Origin of the sequence: Pseudomonas sp. LABIM340 (genome assembly GCF_040017195.2) — a bacterium.
Lineage (GTDB): Bacteria > Pseudomonadota > Gammaproteobacteria > Pseudomonadales > Pseudomonadaceae > Pseudomonas.
Map to the genome: position 1 here is coordinate 1540417 of NZ_CM200227.1, position 16144 is coordinate 1556560.

Genomic DNA, 16144 nt, shown 5'->3' on the forward strand with positions numbered 1-16144 from the left:
CAGCCTCTCTTCAAACGTGATAGCTCGCCGGCCTCGCCGGCAAGTAGGGACGTGCCATGAATCAGAACAACGAAGTGGGCCTAGACCCGCGTGCCTTCCGGCGTGCTTTGGGTAACTTCGCCACCGGCGTTTCCGTAATGACTGCGGCCGCCGGTGCCGAGCGTGTTGGCATGACCGCCAACAGCTTCAACTCGGTCTCTCTGGATCCGCCCTTGGTGCTCTGGAGTATCGATAAGCGCGCGAGCAGCCTGGACGTATTCAACCGAGCCAGCCACTACGCAGTAAATGTGCTGGCTGCGGATCAGATTGATCTGTCTAACCAATTTGCTCGCCAAAGCCCCGATAAATTCGCTGGAGTCAATTGCGAAAAAGGGGCTGGAGGAGCTCCGCTGTTGCCGGATTGCGCTGCGCGCTTTCAGTGTGAGATGCATCAGCGTGTGGATGGTGGGGACCACTGGATCTTGATAGGTCGGGTTGTGGCATTTGACGATTTAGGACGGGCACCTCTGCTTTACCACCAGGGCGTGTACTCCAGTGTTCTGCCTCATCCCAGGCTGCGTGAAGCCCAAGCTGGTTTACCTCGAACCGCTTTCCAGGGCCGCTTGAATCACAACCTCTACTACCTCATGACTCAAGCTGTGCGCTGCTATCAGGCTGATTATCAGCCACGCCAGCTGGCAAGCGGCCTGCGTACTAGTGAGGCACGCATGCTGATGGTCATGGAGAGGGACGCCAGCCTGAGTACTGTTGCACTTCAGCAGCTCGTGGCGATGCCATTGCGGGAGATTGAGGAGGCTCGAGCCAACCTGGAGCGCAAAGGCTTGGTGCAGAGAAGTGAAGACGACTGCTCGTTGACTGCGGCGGGTCAAGACCAGGCTGAAACGCTGTGGAGTATCGCTGAAGAGCAGCAAGCACAGGTCTTCGCTCAATTTACTCCAGAGCAGCTCGAGGGCTTTAAGTCCGTGCTGTGCGGTCTGATCGCTAGCGGCTAAGCCGGGGAGCTGGCAGGGCAGTTGCCAGAAGGGAGGGGCTTACGGTCGCCTCCCTTTTTGGTGTGCGGGCGAATATTTTCCAGATGCGCTGCATCTGCCGTTTCTGGTGGTATGCAGTTTTGCCATTACTCGCTGATTCTTATGGCTTTTCAGCTGCTTGGAGGCTGGATTTTGCTCGTTTGACAATACGATACGTACAGTATTATATTTGGCCAGGGTAGAACGAGAACAAAAAATGACCAGTCACACACTTCGCGTAATGTGGTTTGTGCCTCCTGCGATCGCAGTTGCTGCTTCCTGGAGAGCGTGCGCGGGTTTGTCGGTTGAGACGAGCCGGACCCAATCTTCAGATGAGCAGTTTGCTGCGCTCTTGGACGGAAGCGTTGATGCCGTCGTCACCTCAATGGACAACGTCTTCCATTGGAATCATCGGCCCGGCCCCAAGGATTTCGTCATAGTGGCTCAGGTCGAGAATACGACGCCACTGTCCATCGTTGCCTCCCCGACCATCAAAAGTATCGGCGATCTCAGTGGTGCAAAGATCCTGGTTGATGCCCCTGAAAATGGGTTTGTCATTGCCCTCAGGGCAATGCTGAATCAAGCAGGTTTGAATCTGCCTGACTACACGCTTGCCCCAGTGGGCGGTGTCAAAGAACGCTTTGTGTCGCTGTTGAAAGGGGATGGCGATGCCACTCTGCTTGGCCCACCGTATGATGCTCTCGCAGTCAAGGAAGGGATGCGCAAGGTGGCTGAGGTGCAGGCGTCTTACCCCCAGTTCCCTGGGCAGGGGCTGGTTGTCAGAAAGTCATCGTTGTTCTCGAATCCAGGCATACAGATGTGGTTGAAAAACCTTTCCGAGAGCATCGCTCTGTTTCCCGCGAATCTGGAAAGGCTCCGGAATAGTCTTTCCAGCGAAGGGCTTCCTGAAGCTGCTATTAACGCAATGGTTAAGTCGGTCCCTGCATCACTTACTCCTGATGAGCGTGGCGTAAATCTGCTAATCGAGCATCGGCGGTTGCTTGGGCTTATCGGATCGGATGCTACGTACGATCAAGTTGTATACCTTGGTTGACATAATAAATTTGGAGTGGGCATGAAAAAGTTCGCATTGGGTACGTTCTCTACTCGAAATGCAAATTCTGAGAAATTCGCAGGCCTGGTGGTGGATCGGAAGGTTGCTCCGATTTCCAGGCTGGCAGAAGAGTACGGCTTGCCGCAGCTTGGTGGGAAAAGCGTACTCGCTCTTCTCGAATCGTGGTCCAGTTCCTTCCAGACACTCAAGGCACTGGTGGAAAAAGTTGATACTACCGAATGGTGTGATGAGAGCCATCTAAAGTTTCATCCAGCAGTAGATCTTCCTCGCCAAGTATTCTGCACTGGCGCAAACTATCGAAAGCACGTGGTCGATATGACCGTAGATGCCAATGTCGGACCAGAAGGGCTAAGCAAAGAAGAGCTTAAGAAGTGGGCTGAGGAGATGATGGACAATCGGGTCGCTAACGGCGAGCCGTATGTATTTACCAAACCAGTGTCCGCGATCTCCGGCCCCTATGATGATCTGATTTTGCCGCCAACTACTGAAAAACCCGACTGGGAGTTGGAGTTGGCAGTCGTGATAGGTAAGGAGGGATACAACATCCGCGAAGCGGATGCGATGGATTATGTGGCAGGTTATACGATCGTAAATGATATCTCTGCACGCGACCTGATTCCGCGAACCGATTATAAAATGCTCGGTACCGACTGGTTCCGCTCGAAAGGGCAACCGGGTTTCCTGCCTCTGGGGCCTTACGTTGTGCCTAAGTGCTTCATCCAGAACCCGTACGATCTGCTTATGAAGCTCACGGTTTCCGGAGCAACAATGCAGGATGAGACTACTGCAGATATGCTATTTAATATTGAAAAGCAAATCGCGTACATCTCCAAGTACGCAAGGCTCTTACCTGGCGACATTATCTGCACTGGTTCTCCTGCCGGTAACGGTACCCATTACAATCGTTATCTCGCTGAAGGTGACGTAATGTGGGGTGAGATTTCTGGATTGGGCTATCAACGCCAGAAGTGCGTTGCCAAAGCTGGGTGAGCCGAATATGCAAACTCTTAATGATAACCCCGATCGTGCACTGCTCGAGAAAATTATATCGGAGCAGATTTTCGATGTTGCGCTAGAAACAACTGAGGGGCTGAAAGAACTGGGTGCTCGATTAGTCTATGGATCTCCAGGTGAGTTGGAATTCAGTTTCTTAGTTACGCCTAAAGCAATTCAGGGGAATGGTGTTGTTTCAGGTGGTACGTTGATGACAATGCTGGACTATGCAATGGCTTATGCGGTGCTTAGTAAGCTCCCATTTGGCAAGACCTGCGCTACAACCAGTATCACAGTAAACATGCAGTCTGCGGCAACTCCTAAGCTTCTTAAGGTTACTGGGACTGTTGATCGTGTTGGTCGACAAGTTGCTTTTGCTAGAAGTGAGGTCCATGACCTTGAAAGAAATTCGTTAATAGCTAATGCCTCGGCAACATTCTTTGTAATGGATGTTACTCCGAGCGGTAAAAAAATTTAATCGTATAGCATACGAAACGTCCCGTTTCTTTGGAGGGGTTATGAATAAACCGGCAAACGTGGGTTACGCAGCAGCTCGACGAATTGTTACCGGTCACAACGAGCAAGGTGAATCCATCATCGTTAGCGATGGCCATGCGTTGAACGTCATTGCCGAGCCCGGAAAGCCTGTAGCCCAGGTGCTATGGGCAACTGGTGAGGGTCGTGCGGTTGGCGATGAGCCTGCGCCGGCGGGGCACAAGTTCGGCTTCCATTCTGAGGGCGGTTCACTGCTGCGGATCGTCGACTTTCCGCCAGATGAGTCGTACGACAAAGAGAAGCTTCTCGAGTTTCTCGACAAAGAAGGTGTTCGTGACAAAGCGCAACCACGGCACTTCTGGTTCCACAAAACCGAGTCGCTGGATTACGCAGTAGTCCTTGAGGGCGAGATCTACGCGATGCTCGATCAAGGTGAGTCGCTAATGAAGGCTGGCGACGTTCTGATTCAGCGAGCCACCAACCATAGCTGGTCGAACCGATCGGGCAAGAACTGCCGGATGCTCTTCGTCCTCTTGGCTCTCAATGAAGGAGAGGAACTGTGAAAAAAGCGATCATTACCGCTGCTATCACCGGTGGCGCGCACACACCCTCGATGTCGTCTTACCTCCCGGTGACTCCCGATGAAATTGCCGAGCAGGCGATTGAGGCGGTTAAGGCCGGTGCTGCCATTGTTCACCTTCACGCGCGAAACCCGGAGGATGGTCGTCCTACTGGTAGCCCTGAGGTATTCCGCGAGTTTGTCGGCCGCATCAAGCGAGAAACTGATGCGATCGTGAACATCTCCACCGGTGGTGGTGGTCCGGGCATGCCAATCAATGAGCGTGCCGCTGCCGGCATCGATCTGCAGCCTGAGATGTGTTCACTGAATATGGGGTCGATCAACCTCAACCTGTCTGAGATGGCCAAGAAGGATAGGGAGTGGAAGTATGACTGGGAGGTCCAGCACCTTGAGGCGACCAAAGACCTGGTGTTCAAAAACACCTACGCGGATATCGAGTGGATCCTGAAAACGATCGGCGGTGCGGGAAGTCGCTTCGAGTTCGAGTGCTACGACGTCAGCCATCTCTACACCCTGAAGTACTTCCTTGATCAGGGCCTGGTAAAGCCACCGCTGTTCATTCAAACCATCTTCGGTTTGCGCGGTGCCATCGGCTCGCACATCGAGGACGTGTTGCATCAGAAGCGGACCGCAGATCGCCTGTTTGGCGACAAGTATCACTGGTCTGTGCTCGGGGCCGGGAAGGATCAAATTCCGCTGTCGACAATCAGCGCAATCCTGGGTGGGAACGTGCGCGTAGGTCTGGAGGACAGCCTGTACATCGGCCGTGGCGAGCTCGCAGTATCGAATGCTGCGCAGGTGCGCAAAATCAGGGAAATTCTTGAGGGCCTTGGGATTGAAATCGCGACTCCGGCGGAGGCGCGTGAAATCCTGGCCCTGAAAGGTAAGGACAACACAGCGTTCTAAGTCCGAGGTTTGTCTACCTCTTTGCCGGCCTTATGGCCGGCTTTTTTTTATGCATTAATTGATGCCGAGCAGGTGATACACGTAGGCGATGTGCGACTCGGCAAAAGCCTCGTCGAGGGGGGCGTGGCCCAGCATGAGGCGCATGTAGACCGCACCGTAGATCACGTCCATGAGAATCTCGATGTTGGTGTCTGCGGGAATTTCTTCACTCGCCTTCCAGTCTTCAAGCACTTCGCGCACGACGGCTCGACGACCATAATGGAAGCGCTCACGGAAGGCTCGCAATATCGAAGGATCCGATTGCCCTTCAGCGATGATCTGGGCAACCAGGCGTCCTGGCCAGCCTGAATACTGCTCGACCAAAGATTTGAAGTGGTAAGCCAGTGCTTCTCGTGGGCCGAGCTCGCGGGGAATGGTTGTCTTAACCAGGTGGTTCTCCATGAAGGCATCGATCACAACCAACGCCTTGGAGTCCCACCAGCGATAGATTGTTGCCTTGCTCACCCCGGCCTCTCGTGCGATCGCTTCGATAGAGATGGCCTGAATGGATTTTTCCTGGAGAAGGGCGATGGTCGCGTTGAGAATCTGGCGGCGAGTAGCCTCGCTGCGGGGGCGGCCGACCGATGTTTTTTCGTTCGATGCGGTCTTCTTAACCTGCATGCATCCGTCCTTTCGATTTGGCTAAAACGCTCGTGCAGCTCGCTTTGGAGATGCTTACGAGACGAATCGGTCAGTATATTGTCAGCGCTTCGGTTTTGCTACCGCGGCGCGTGAGTCTTGGGGTTAGGAGCGACAATCTGGCTGCTGTCGGTCTCACGTTGTTTAGTCTAGCAAATGGCTTTACAAAACGGTACGTGCCGTATAGATTGGTTTTCGGCTCCCAAGATCCAGGCCAGGTTCACGCGGCCCGCTGAGGAAGTATCTGCCTAGATGCCTTGGAGGGTCGGTTTGTACCATGAGTGATGATTAAAAGTGCAGCTCAGTGCATCCGTCTGGCAGGTGGTCACGATTGGGTGCGCAGAGAGGCAGTAAGCGTTGGCAGAATATGGCGGCAGGTGATCGCAAGAGCGCAGGCCTTTCATGTATGAGCCACTGGCGGGTCTCTGCGAGCCCGCTAGTCGGACCGACGGCACGATGAATAATAAAAAGGTGATCGAATGAATATTATTGGCCCGGATACGCTCGTCTTTGGTGTGGATGACGTTGCTCTCTGCGAGCAATTTCTGACTGACTATGGCCTGAAGCCTGTCGGCAACGGTCGTTTCGAAGCCCTGGACGGCACCGGCGTTGAGCTGAAGCATCGCAACGATCCTTCTCTGCCTGCCTGGGATCTTCCGACCGCCAACATGTTGCGCAAGACCGTCTATGGCGTTAAAGACGCCTCGGTACTCCAAGAGATTAAGCAAGAGTTCGAAGGCGAGCGTGAGGTTAAGATCCTTGCCGATGGCTCCCTGGAGCTGGTGGACGACCTTGGCTTCGCATTGGGCTTTCAGGTTACCGTTCGCAAGCCGCTCGATCTGCCCGCAGAGGTTGTGAACGCCCCCGGCGATACTCGCCGCCCCGCAAACGTCACTGGCGTTCCGTCCGATGTTGCTACCCCCATCGATGCCCGCCCGCGTTCGCTTTCTCACGTCGTCTTCTTTGTTCCCGACATCGAGAAGGCTGAGGCGTTCTACACCAATCGACTTGGTTTCAAGCTGACTGACAAGTTTGTCGGCATGGGCCCCTTCCTGCGTCCGGCAGGTACCTTTGAACACCACACTCTGTTCTTCATCCAGACCCCACCGCAGCTGCAGGGTTGTGAGCATTTCACCTTCCACATGGGGGGGCCAACCGAAGTTCTCACTGCTGGCTCTGCCATGATGGAGAAGGGTTACGAGACATTCTGGGGACCTGGTCGCCACCGTTTCGGCTCCAACTGGTTCTGGTATTTCAACACCCCAATGGGCTGCCATATCGAGTACGACGCGGATATGGATCAGCACGACGACAACTGGGAACCACGGATTGCCCCCGGCATCATGGATAACTCCCAGATCTTCCTGTTCCACTGGCGTGAGCAATGGGCCCCAGGTGGTGATCCGCACTAAGAAGGTCAATTCGGGTAAGACCCTGTGGATAGAATTTGCCATATCGATGATGTCTTGCCCGGAACTTCAATTGGGTTCCGATATTCAGCGTTTGGAAAAGACGATATCTTTCTGGTTAATAAGTCTGGAACGATATTTGGATATCGAAATTCCTGCCCTCACTGGCCAGGTTCGCCACTGCCGATGAAGAAGGGACAATACCTCGATGGTGAGTCCAAGTTTATCGTCTGTCATGGTCATGGGGCGCTGTTTGAAGTTGAGACCGGTGTTTGTATTCACGGCCCTTGCCTAGGGGAGAAGTTAACCGCTTTGTCTGTGGAAGTAGATAAGGACGGTAATGTATTCGTAATAAACACCTAGAATAGTTCTCTTAGCTTTTGCCATGCTCCAAGGTTGGCTGGGTAGGGAGTCTATTGTCCGGGTGGCTCAAATCTCATTAGAACAAAAACAAAAAAGGAGTCTCTCCATGAAACGTATCGGTGCTTTGCAAGCTGTCGCCTGTTTGATCGGTTCCTTGTTGGCTTCGCACGTATATGCGCTGGAAAATGGTACGTCCAGTTACCCTTCTGGTACCGTGACAGTGATGAACGGGATCGTGGGCGCTCCAGGCGAAACCCACTTCTACACATACAACAAGCTTATTGATATTGACTCAATCAGAGACAATGACGGCGATAAGGTTTTCCCTAAGGCTAAAGGGCGTGTTCACGCACACGCAATCCGGGTTGTTCATACCCTTGATGGCCCAAAGTTTATGGGTGGGGATATTTCTCTGCAGGCTGCGTTACCGTATGTAGAGGCTCACATCAACATTCCAGCCCTTGGTCCGTATGAGCGTGATTCTGTCAGTGGTATTGCGGACCCTATGTTTGGATTCTTGGTTAGCTGGATGTCTGCAACGTACATGCATAACATCGATATCGAGCTGATTGAGCCATGGGGGAAGTACGACAAGAATGCGCTTGTAAACGCAGGTAATAACAGCCGGGCGCTCTATTTTGGGTATGCCTTCACTTGGTTCCCGATGGAACGTCTCGAGTTGAGCTCTAAAATCAGCTTGAACTATAGCTTCGAAAACAACGATACGGACTACCAGTCGGGCGTTCAGTTGGTTGCTGACTATGGTTTGAACTATCACGTGACGCAAAATTGGTTGGCAGGCGTCGGTGGTTTTGTCTCCACCCAGTTGAACGACGACCAATCTCACGGTCACGATGTTGGAAACCGCAGTCGGAGCACCAAGATTGGTCCGCAGATCGGTTACGGAACTCGTGAGTGGGGTGTCGTAGCTGCATACCAAAATGATATTTACTCTCGAAATACCTCCGAGGGAGATATCATCATGCTGAACGGTTTCATGAAATATTGATCCTTTCCATAGAAAGGCCCAGCTTCTGTGGATGGGCCTTTCTATTGTGAGATACCACGATCTAAAGCTGAGCCCTGCCTCATTGGAGGTGGGAGCAGGCTTTCTAGATCACAGGCTCGATATTGTAGGTTTCCACACCTTTGCTCCGCGTATGTCGAATTTCCGCTCAGCGCTATAGCAGTGGCTGTCGCCACTGAAGGATTACCTAGGGGGAACAGTTAAATTTCTAGGTCTTGATTCCTTTGGTTTCCGCCGCCTAGCAACCACGGAGTAAATAGGACAGTTTATCTATGCCTTGAATATCTTATCCATCGTCGGTGCCCACTTTAAGCAGGTGTATTTGGCGAGGTGTTCCCGGTAACTGTTATAAGATGCTTGACCACCGATTTTTTCGACGCTCGGTGCCCGCTTCCGGTCGGTAGGAGCCACAATGACGCAGCATCAGGTGCCAGGAGACTTCAAAGTCAAATTGCGTAGCTTGGCGCAGCAACTGATGACTGCGCTAAGTGAGCGCATACGCACAGGCGAGCTCAGTCGCGGTGACAAACTGCCGACTGAGTCGCAGCTCATGGCCGAGCACGGGGTTAGCCGTACCGTAGTTCGTGAGGCTATTTCTCGGCTGCAGGCGGCGGGACTGGTTGAGACACGGCATGGGATCGGTACTTTTGTGCTGAGCCCGTTGACTGATGTCTTTCTGATCGATGTCGCAGCCATGAACACTGTTCGTGAAGTGTTAGATGTGCTGGAGCTGCGTGTTGCCCTTGAAGTGGAATCAGCCGGTTTGGCTGCACAACGACGTAGCGATGCGCAGCTGGCTGACATGCGGGGCGCGTTGGACGAGCTCAACGATAAATCCACACATGCAATTGGCGCGGTGTTGGCGGACTTTCGATTTCACCTTTGCATTGCCCAGGCAAGCGGAAATCGCTATTTCGCGGACCTTGTCCACCATTTGGGTAGCAGCGTTATCCCGCGCTCACGTATTGATTCCGCACGTCTAGCTCATCGAGATCAAGCGAGTTACATGCAGCGTCTGCAATATGAGCACGAAGCGATTTACGCCGCTATTGCACTTCGTGACGCTGAAGGGGCAAGAATGGCAATGCGTCTGCACCTGAGTCGCAGTAAAGCGCTGTTTGGTCAGGCTTACGAAGCGGTCCAGACACATTGTCCCTTAACAGCGTGAACCGTGGTTATGGTCCATTTTCGGACGACTCAACGGGGATAGCGACGGATGGTGATCTGGTGTGGCCTGCTGCGCAGGATCGTCTCAGCGAGGCAGCGATCTGACACCAATGCCTTCTGGCTTTTGTTGTGGTTAATACGAGGCCTTTTGTGCCCGCTTCTGGTCGATAACAGATGATGAGTCTTGGCTCTTGCCAGCCAACGTAAGGTGTAGCCCCATCTGGCGAGAGTGTGGTGCCGGTCATGAACGGATTGCCCAACAAAAACTGGCCGCATCAGCAGCATCTTCGACTGTGCCTAGGGGCCGCTTCGTGGCCCTAACAGGTGCGTGATGAGATGACGGGTGTCCAGCGGCATACGGTGGGATGGACCGATACCCGTGTGCGGACGGCGTGGTTGGCGACCTTTAATAGCGCAAGGGTAAACCTGCGCTCAGAGAGGTCTGCCTGCGTGGTGTGTTAAATCGCAGCTAACGATTCTTTGAATAGCTTCTTCGGCACCGTAGCTCGAAGCATCACCATAACTTGATGAGTGCGGCACTTCACGAGCTTTCGTCCGTAAAGGCAGGAGCAGGGGCAGGGTTGCTTGTTTGCCCGGCGCTTCTTCAACGTCAATGTCTCAAGGTGGCGCAAGACGTCATCTTGAGTCGCGCAGCCAAATAGCGTGGCATAGTCCTCGAGAATACGGGGAGGCGGCGGGAGCCCTGTTTCTTCGGCCAAACCGTCTCGCTAGTATGTGGCCACCTGCCACCTGCCACCTGCCACCTGCCGCCGGTGCCTTGGGTGCCGAAATGCTTGAAGGGATTCAGAATGATACGAAGGTTCCGGCTTGAGCAAAAAGGCCGCTACGAGAAGCTGGTAATAGCTCAACGTTTGTCGGACATGGTGGACAATTACCTAGATGGGCGCTCTGCACCGTTGCTGATCGGTGCCGAACAAGGTGGTATCGGCGAATGGGATGACGTGGTCATCTACCATGCGGATGAGCATTACGAGCACTTCCAGATCAAGCGGCAGACGACACCCTTCAGCGATAAGCACATCGATAAAGCCGACTACATCAAGTCCTATAAACCCAAGGCCGGCAACAAGGCAGCAGCAAGTGCAACGCCAGTTGTCCCGCCCGATAGCGCTATCGACTCTGAGCTCGATAAGGCCATGAAGAGCTTGTCTGCCTGGAGTCTCACACCCCAGTCCAAGCAGCCGCCAGCCCGCGCTTTTTCACTCATCCTGCTCGGCCTGGACGTTGTCATCAAGGGTAAGCCAAGTGACTTCATCACCGCCAATCACCTGCACGAGTTTTGTCGACTCTGCAAGCAGGACGGTCTTGCTCTGGCTGCCCTATCTAGCCGCCCCGATACCCCAACGCAAAACGTCTATAAATGGTTGACGACCTGGTGTGGCTTTACCGACTGGGATCATGTTCGACAAACCATGCGGACACTTACGATCCATGCCGTAGGGAGCGAAGAGAACCTTGAAGAGCGTGCGTGCGAGTCGTTAGGACGGCACTTTTATGATTCGCGGGCGACCCTTGAGAAGCTGGTGGGGTACATTTCTACAAGTACCACGGATGTTAACGCCATCAGCTGTCACGCGATGGCCAACCATCTCAAAGACGCACGCCGGTCAGATGCTGTGACTTGGACGCAATACCTCATGAGGCCGCAGGCTGGATCCAGTTGGATGGTCGCCGGTACCCACAACTTGAATGGTACGACGAGCTTGCCAGCGGCCCATGCTGCCACGGAAGTGGTCGGTCACCACTGGACAGCGGGCGGTAACAACAGAAAGCTGCGGTTGCACGCTACCTATTGCCCGCCTACGCCAAATACCGTGGCCCTCCACTCGGCCATCCTTCGCCTAGCCCTGCACTTGAAGAGCGGCAGCCATTGCCTGCTTCTGGGTGAGCCGCTTTGGCGCCAAGGCGCTGGGAATGAGTTGGGTAGAACGCTTGGGATCAGCGAGAGTGATCTTGATGAGCTTCCTTGGATAGACAATTCAGAGGCGCTGTCTTGCGCGTCGGGTCGCGAAATCTCGTCGATCCTGGAGACGCGAGATGAATCTTCAGCACTTCACCGGGCAATGAACGATCTTGTGTGGGAGCAGCTACAAGCCCGCATCACGACCAGGTTGAACTCGGTATCCGACATCCCATTACTGGCAGCATTGGAACCGAAGTGGCGCTCTTGGGCCTCTGAGCTAACAGCCGACGCCGCTGCGCGTGAGTCACTGCTAGAACAACTCATGTACCCCAAAACAGAAGGCTTAGATGGGAAACACGCGCTGCGCGTCGGGCCTCGCACTGCAGACCTGCTGGAAACCGCCATTCTGATGCTGCTTCTGGTTTGCGTCGCAATCGGTAACGACGATGGCAATTGGCGCGAAATCCCTGACGTTGGCGATGTTCTCAGCATTGCGTTGCAGAACTGGTCAGGCGCATCAGGCGACCACAGCGGTGCCAGGCCTGTTGCCGACGACCTGATGGCCATTTTGGGGCCTTCACCAGCGGCGGTAGTCATTCTCGCGGGCGTCGAAGGGTCTCCCACGAGCTTGCTTGAGTCCGGTATGGCTGATGATTTTGAGACCAGTAACAGCATGGCGGCTGAGCGCCAGCCCAGGCTGCTGGTGACACGATTTGGGGTGCTCAAGCATTTGCGTAACGGGACACTCGCCCAGCTAAAGCAGCAATTCCAACGTCATTGGGATGCTTGGCGCGACGCGCGTGAAGCAGCAATCGAAGCTCATGGGGAAGGACACTAATCATGCTGACACTGCAGGAAGTGGCTGGCGCAATCATTCAGCGTGTAGAGGGTCGGTATGACGTGTGTCCCCAGGACGTAACGGAGCTCATGCTGCCTGAGGTCGACTACGACTCGCATGTTCTTCGACTCAAGCGCTCCCACATCGAACGGGCGGGCTGGCGGACGGTTCTGCTCATCGAGCTTCCGCTGACTGCCCTTCAGGCAGCCAACCAGTGGGCCGCCGATGTCCGGGATGTGCTGCCCGAACCAGAGACTGCCGACCTCTATATGTTTCTGATGATCAGCGGTATCGCCAAGGATGACGCTGCGCGGATTGAGACTGATGACAGATTTTGCCGCAAGGTTGTTGTGCGCGAATCTGAAGCAGCTGGTGATTTTCTTAACCGGACATTCTTGGCGGTCTTGGATCCCGCTGGCGATGTCGAGACGCTGAGCGATCCATTGGTGTCGGCGCTGAACACGCTGTCCAACGCACACCCTTGGTCTGCTCCACACATCGCCGCTTGGAAAACGCAGCTTCTGACCAACCAAAACGGAGCGGATGTGGTGCGTGTTCTTACCGATTCGCTGAGTGAAAGCGAGGTTCAGTCGTGAGCAAGTTGAATTCAATCACTCTGTCGAACCTGCGCAAATTCGGGTCGGACGTCACCATCGAGCTGAGTCCCGGAGCGACTATTTTGCTCGCACCAAATGGTACTGGCAAAACAACGGTATTCGAGGCGATCGAGTTTGGCCTAACTGGGAAAATCGCGCGTCTCCGTGACGACCTTGCCCACATCATTCGTGATGATCAGGCGGCAGCGACAGTCAGTCTGAGTTTTTCTGAGTTAACTGCGACATCACGCGTGACTGCAGCGGGCGAGGTCAGCCGGGACGGAGACTTGAGCAGCGTCTTCCCTAATGTGTCTGCAAATGACATCCCATTCTTGCTGCGTCTAACCCACCTCTTGGATCAGAGGGAGAACGGGTGGATCGTTAATGCAGAAGAAAAGGAAGCCGGATCCCAGTTGGCGAAGCTGCCGATTGGTCGCGACGGTTCTAAAGCTCGCGCCAACCTCGCTGCCGTACGACGGTCGCTGACGGAGCAAAAAGCCCGTGCGGAAGAAGTGTTGATTGGGCATGAGACTGATTTGAACGAGTGGACTCGACTACTTCAGGAGCGTGACATCGCTGCTGCCGGTGCAGTAGGTGCATTAAGACCGCGCGATCGAATTGCCGACGCTCTCTCTGACGCTGCAAACCAGACGCAAAGCCTGAGCCAGATTCCACCTGGTTTATTGACCGGGCCTGTAAGCCAGGAGGGGCTGACGATTTCACACTCCGCATTGACCGAGATCTTGCAAGGGAAGGTCGAGCGGACTCGGGCGCATATTTCAAGCCTTGCCTTGGTATTCGATCTTGTTGAAAGCTTTGTTGCGGCGCAGGAGCAGCTCGAAAAGCTCAATGAAGACCTCACGGCAGCGAGTCAGACACTCGATAAACACGCGAACACGAGGGCTGACGGCAATGCCGCATTGCTGGAGCATCAGGCCAGTATCCACTCTGCACAGCAAGAACTTACCAGGATCGGGCAGCAACTTGAGCGCCTGATTGGAGAAACCACTGCAAAACAGGAGATCGCTCACCGAAATGAAGCATTGACGTCAGCGATTGCTGCCCTACGCGAGGCTGAAGAAGATTCTCGTGTACTTCGCGAGCAGCATGAGCGCAACCAACGGGTTCGCAACCAGCATGCTCAGATTGACGCCCAGCTTCATGGCATTAACCAGACTGAGCAGCGCTTGGAGGCGGGCCGTCTAATGCTTGCCGACTGGCAGGCCACTGAGCAGCGAATCGGCGAGGTTGTTCAGCAAATCACGGCTCTCGGAGAGCTTATCGATAGACAGAGCATCGATCGGGATGCCGAACGTTCCTCGTATGAGACGTGTAAAGCTGCGGAGGCCACTGCCCGATCACTTTATGAGATGCTCAGTTCTTCCGCCGACGCAATCCGTCAGGCCGTTGCATCCATAGCGCAACATCTTCCCGCTGACCAAGATCAATGCCCGCTTTGCCTGGAGCCGCATGGTGCAGCCAAGCTTCAGTCCCGTGTGGCTCAGGCCCTTGAAGCGATCAATCCGAGTTTGATTGCAGCTGAGCAGCAATTGCGAGCTGCTGTAGAAGCGTTGACGGCCAGTGAGGTCGCGGTTGAGAAAGCGCAGCAAGTACTAGACCTCAGCCGAATGGAGCTGGGTGCTTTGGAGGCCAGCCGCCAGGATCTGGGACGACGAGTTGCGCAGTTTCGTACCGATCCGATTTTGGCTAGTGACTCGCTCCCGTTGGCAACGGAGTCGCTCAGGGAGCAACTCGATGGTATTGCTCCTGCCAAAAAGCGTTTGACTGATCAGCGAGCGGCTTTGGACGCTCTCCCTTCCCCTGAAGCCTTTGAACAAACCGAGGGGGCCTCCAACTCGGCACAGCACATGCTCGACTTGGCCCGAGCTCAACAGAGCGAAGCGTCTACGCGGCTGGATCAAGCAGTTGCCGCACTGGCCGCCCTCACCTCTGGAGAACCGCTGGCTCGTACGCTTGAGCAACTCACTGCAGAAAAAGCGCAGCTGGAACAGCAGATCAGTGATCTGAACGGGAAGGTTGAGACTGTGCAATCCGCCCTAGGCACCCAGCAGCATCAGTTGGCTGTGTCATTAACCGCAGTCAAGGGAATTGAGGAAGAAATCAGAAGTGTTCAAACGCTCCTTCTTCAAATCCGGGCGAGCTGGCAAGAGCAGGATTTGACCGGCGACCCACTTGCGGAAGCTGCGCAGGCCCGTGAAGCGACGCTGCGCGCTACGTTGACCCTTCTGGAGGGGTATGTTTCAGCACTCGAAGGCATTGGGGTGGAGATCTCTGCTTGGGCCAAGCTGAACGAATCACAACTGGCTCAGCGGTTGATTGATGCTCAGCGTCTTGACCGATCAGAAGAGGCCTTCGAAGCGTACCTCAATGACAGCATCAACGCGGCACGCTCCAGCTTCTTGGGGTTATCCTTGATCTCGGACGCGATGGATTTGCTGGACGGCTCACTCAAGAAAGAAATTGAGAATGTTCAGAAGCATGTCGGCAAGGTGGTACCCCGCTGGCAGGCGCTGCTAAAGCGTGTTGTGCGAGAGTCCAGGTTCCACGAGGCAAGCCTGAAATTCTTCAACTTGTATAACAAGGATCGTGCCGGCGTTTCTGTACCGCTTGGCAATAAAGCGGTACCGGTACCTGATATCGCGAGTGAGGCACAGTTGACGGATCTTCAGCTGACCTTCCTGCTCTCAATGGCGATGAGTCATCAGTGGTCTCCTTGGAAAGCACTGTTATTGGATGACCCGACTCAGCATCACGACCTGGTACATGCCTCTGCGGTTTTCGATTTACTGCGTGACTACATCGTTGATCATGGTTTCCAGGTCGTTATCGCTACCCATGATGCTCTGCAGGCTCGTTACTTCATGCGCAAGCTGCAAAACGACGGAATTGAGGCCAAGATCTGGACGCTTGTGCCGACTGAAGATGGCGTCACTGCGCAAGCAGGGAGCTGGAAACAACGCATTCAATAATGCGGATATTTTTTCGGGCCTCGATTTAAATGCAAGCTGAGCGCAAGCCAAGACCTCACGGAGGTTGGGTTTCGCGCTGCGGTAGGTACGCAT

At 54.4% G+C, this 16144-nt stretch carries 14 protein-coding genes; 13 read left to right on the forward strand and 1 reads right to left on the reverse strand.

The window, feature by feature from the left end; genetic code table 11:
- The first annotated feature begins 56 nt into the window (after window positions 1-56).
- The 6 genes from ABKS89_RS07295 to kce all read left to right on the forward strand — a co-directional run bounded on the left by ABKS89_RS07295 (window position 57) and on the right by kce (window position 5059).
- Window positions 57-992 (forward strand): p-hydroxyphenylacetate 3-hydroxylase reductase component, encoded by a 936-nt coding sequence (locus ABKS89_RS07295; RefSeq protein WP_348587872.1) that lies wholly within the window; start codon window positions 57-59, stop codon window positions 990-992.
- Between the two features lie 235 nt (window positions 993-1227).
- The gene (locus tag ABKS89_RS07300) at window positions 1228-2064 is read left to right on the forward strand and encodes an ABC transporter substrate-binding protein (RefSeq protein ID WP_348587871.1); all 837 of its coding nucleotides are present in this window, start codon (window positions 1228-1230) and stop codon (window positions 2062-2064) included.
- A 21-nt stretch (window positions 2065-2085) separates the two neighbouring features.
- Window positions 2086-3075: a fumarylacetoacetate hydrolase family protein gene (locus ABKS89_RS07305; RefSeq protein WP_348587870.1), complete on the forward strand. Its 990-nt coding sequence runs from the start codon at window positions 2086-2088 to the stop codon at window positions 3073-3075.
- 7 nt (window positions 3076-3082) lie between these two features.
- Entirely contained in the window at window positions 3083-3556 is a 474-nt protein-coding gene (locus tag ABKS89_RS07310) for a PaaI family thioesterase (RefSeq protein WP_348587869.1), read from the forward strand.
- A 40-nt stretch (window positions 3557-3596) separates the two neighbouring features.
- The gene (locus tag ABKS89_RS07315) at window positions 3597-4136 is read left to right on the forward strand and encodes a cupin domain-containing protein (protein ID WP_348587868.1); all 540 of its coding nucleotides are present in this window, start codon (window positions 3597-3599) and stop codon (window positions 4134-4136) included.
- Between the two features lie 50 nt (window positions 4137-4186).
- Entirely contained in the window at window positions 4187-5059 is an 873-nt protein-coding gene (kce, locus tag ABKS89_RS07320; RefSeq protein ID WP_518301031.1) for a 3,5-dioxohexanoate:acetyl-CoA acetone transferase, read from the forward strand.
- Window positions 5060-5113: 54 nt separating this feature from the next.
- On the opposite strand, the gene ABKS89_RS07325 is transcribed toward kce, so the two are convergent.
- Window positions 5114-5719 (reverse strand): TetR/AcrR family transcriptional regulator, encoded by a 606-nt coding sequence (locus tag ABKS89_RS07325; RefSeq protein WP_348587866.1) that lies wholly within the window; start codon window positions 5717-5719, stop codon window positions 5114-5116.
- Between the two features lie 497 nt (window positions 5720-6216).
- On the opposite strand from ABKS89_RS07325, the gene ABKS89_RS07330 reads away from it, so the two are divergent.
- The 7 genes from ABKS89_RS07330 to ABKS89_RS07360 all read left to right on the forward strand — a co-directional run bounded on the left by ABKS89_RS07330 (window position 6217) and on the right by ABKS89_RS07360 (window position 16051).
- Window positions 6217-7149, forward strand: a complete 933-nt coding sequence (locus tag ABKS89_RS07330; protein WP_348587865.1) for a VOC family protein — start codon at window positions 6217-6219, stop codon at window positions 7147-7149.
- Window positions 7150-7173: 24 nt separating this feature from the next.
- Window positions 7174-7509 carry a Rieske 2Fe-2S domain-containing protein gene (locus tag ABKS89_RS07335; protein ID WP_518300994.1) on the forward strand — a complete coding sequence of 112 codons (336 nt, stop codon included), beginning with the start codon at window positions 7174-7176 and terminating at the stop codon, window positions 7507-7509.
- Between the two features lie 106 nt (window positions 7510-7615).
- The gene (locus tag ABKS89_RS07340) at window positions 7616-8518 is read left to right on the forward strand and encodes a SphA family protein (protein WP_348587864.1); all 903 of its coding nucleotides are present in this window, start codon (window positions 7616-7618) and stop codon (window positions 8516-8518) included.
- Between the two features lie 430 nt (window positions 8519-8948).
- Window positions 8949-9704, forward strand: coding sequence for a FadR/GntR family transcriptional regulator (locus ABKS89_RS07345; protein ID WP_348587863.1), 756 nt, complete (start codon window positions 8949-8951; stop codon window positions 9702-9704).
- Between the two features lie 808 nt (window positions 9705-10512).
- The gene (locus ABKS89_RS07350; protein ID WP_348587862.1) at window positions 10513-12465 is read left to right on the forward strand and encodes an ABC-three component system protein; all 1953 of its coding nucleotides are present in this window, start codon (window positions 10513-10515) and stop codon (window positions 12463-12465) included.
- Window positions 12466-12467: 2 nt separating this feature from the next.
- Window positions 12468-13061: an ABC-three component system middle component 1 gene (locus tag ABKS89_RS07355; protein ID WP_348587861.1), complete on the forward strand. Its 594-nt coding sequence runs from the start codon at window positions 12468-12470 to the stop codon at window positions 13059-13061.
- Window positions 13058-16051 carry an AAA family ATPase gene (locus ABKS89_RS07360; protein WP_348587860.1) on the forward strand — a complete coding sequence of 998 codons (2994 nt, stop codon included), beginning with the start codon at window positions 13058-13060 and terminating at the stop codon, window positions 16049-16051. Before ABKS89_RS07355 ends, ABKS89_RS07360 begins: the two co-directional genes overlap by 4 nt.
- The last annotated feature ends 93 nt before the right edge of the window (window positions 16052-16144 follow it).

Excerpts from the sequence above, each read along its gene's own strand:
- ABKS89_RS07295 (WP_348587872.1), top strand. The coding sequence starts at position 57 with ATGAATCAGAACAACGAAGTGGGCCTAGACCCGCGTGCCTTCCGGCGT.
- ABKS89_RS07300 (WP_348587871.1), top strand. The coding sequence starts at position 1,228 with ATGACCAGTCACACACTTCGCGTAATGTGGTTTGTGCCTCCTGCGATC.
- ABKS89_RS07305 (WP_348587870.1), top strand. The coding sequence starts at position 2,086 with ATGAAAAAGTTCGCATTGGGTACGTTCTCTACTCGAAATGCAAATTCT.
- ABKS89_RS07310 (WP_348587869.1), top strand. The coding sequence starts at position 3,083 with ATGCAAACTCTTAATGATAACCCCGATCGTGCACTGCTCGAGAAAATT.
- ABKS89_RS07315 (WP_348587868.1), top strand. The coding sequence starts at position 3,597 with ATGAATAAACCGGCAAACGTGGGTTACGCAGCAGCTCGACGAATTGTT.
- kce (WP_518301031.1), top strand. The coding sequence starts at position 4,187 with ATGTCGTCTTACCTCCCGGTGACTCCCGATGAAATTGCCGAGCAGGCG.
- ABKS89_RS07325 (WP_348587866.1), bottom strand. The coding sequence starts at position 5,719 with ATGCAGGTTAAGAAGACCGCATCGAACGAAAAAACATCGGTCGGCCGC.
- ABKS89_RS07330 (WP_348587865.1), top strand. The coding sequence starts at position 6,217 with ATGAATATTATTGGCCCGGATACGCTCGTCTTTGGTGTGGATGACGTT.
- ABKS89_RS07340 (WP_348587864.1), top strand. The coding sequence starts at position 7,616 with ATGAAACGTATCGGTGCTTTGCAAGCTGTCGCCTGTTTGATCGGTTCC.
- ABKS89_RS07345 (WP_348587863.1), top strand. The coding sequence starts at position 8,949 with ATGACGCAGCATCAGGTGCCAGGAGACTTCAAAGTCAAATTGCGTAGC.
- ABKS89_RS07350 (WP_348587862.1), top strand. The coding sequence starts at position 10,513 with ATGATACGAAGGTTCCGGCTTGAGCAAAAAGGCCGCTACGAGAAGCTG.
- ABKS89_RS07355 (WP_348587861.1), top strand. The coding sequence starts at position 12,468 with ATGCTGACACTGCAGGAAGTGGCTGGCGCAATCATTCAGCGTGTAGAG.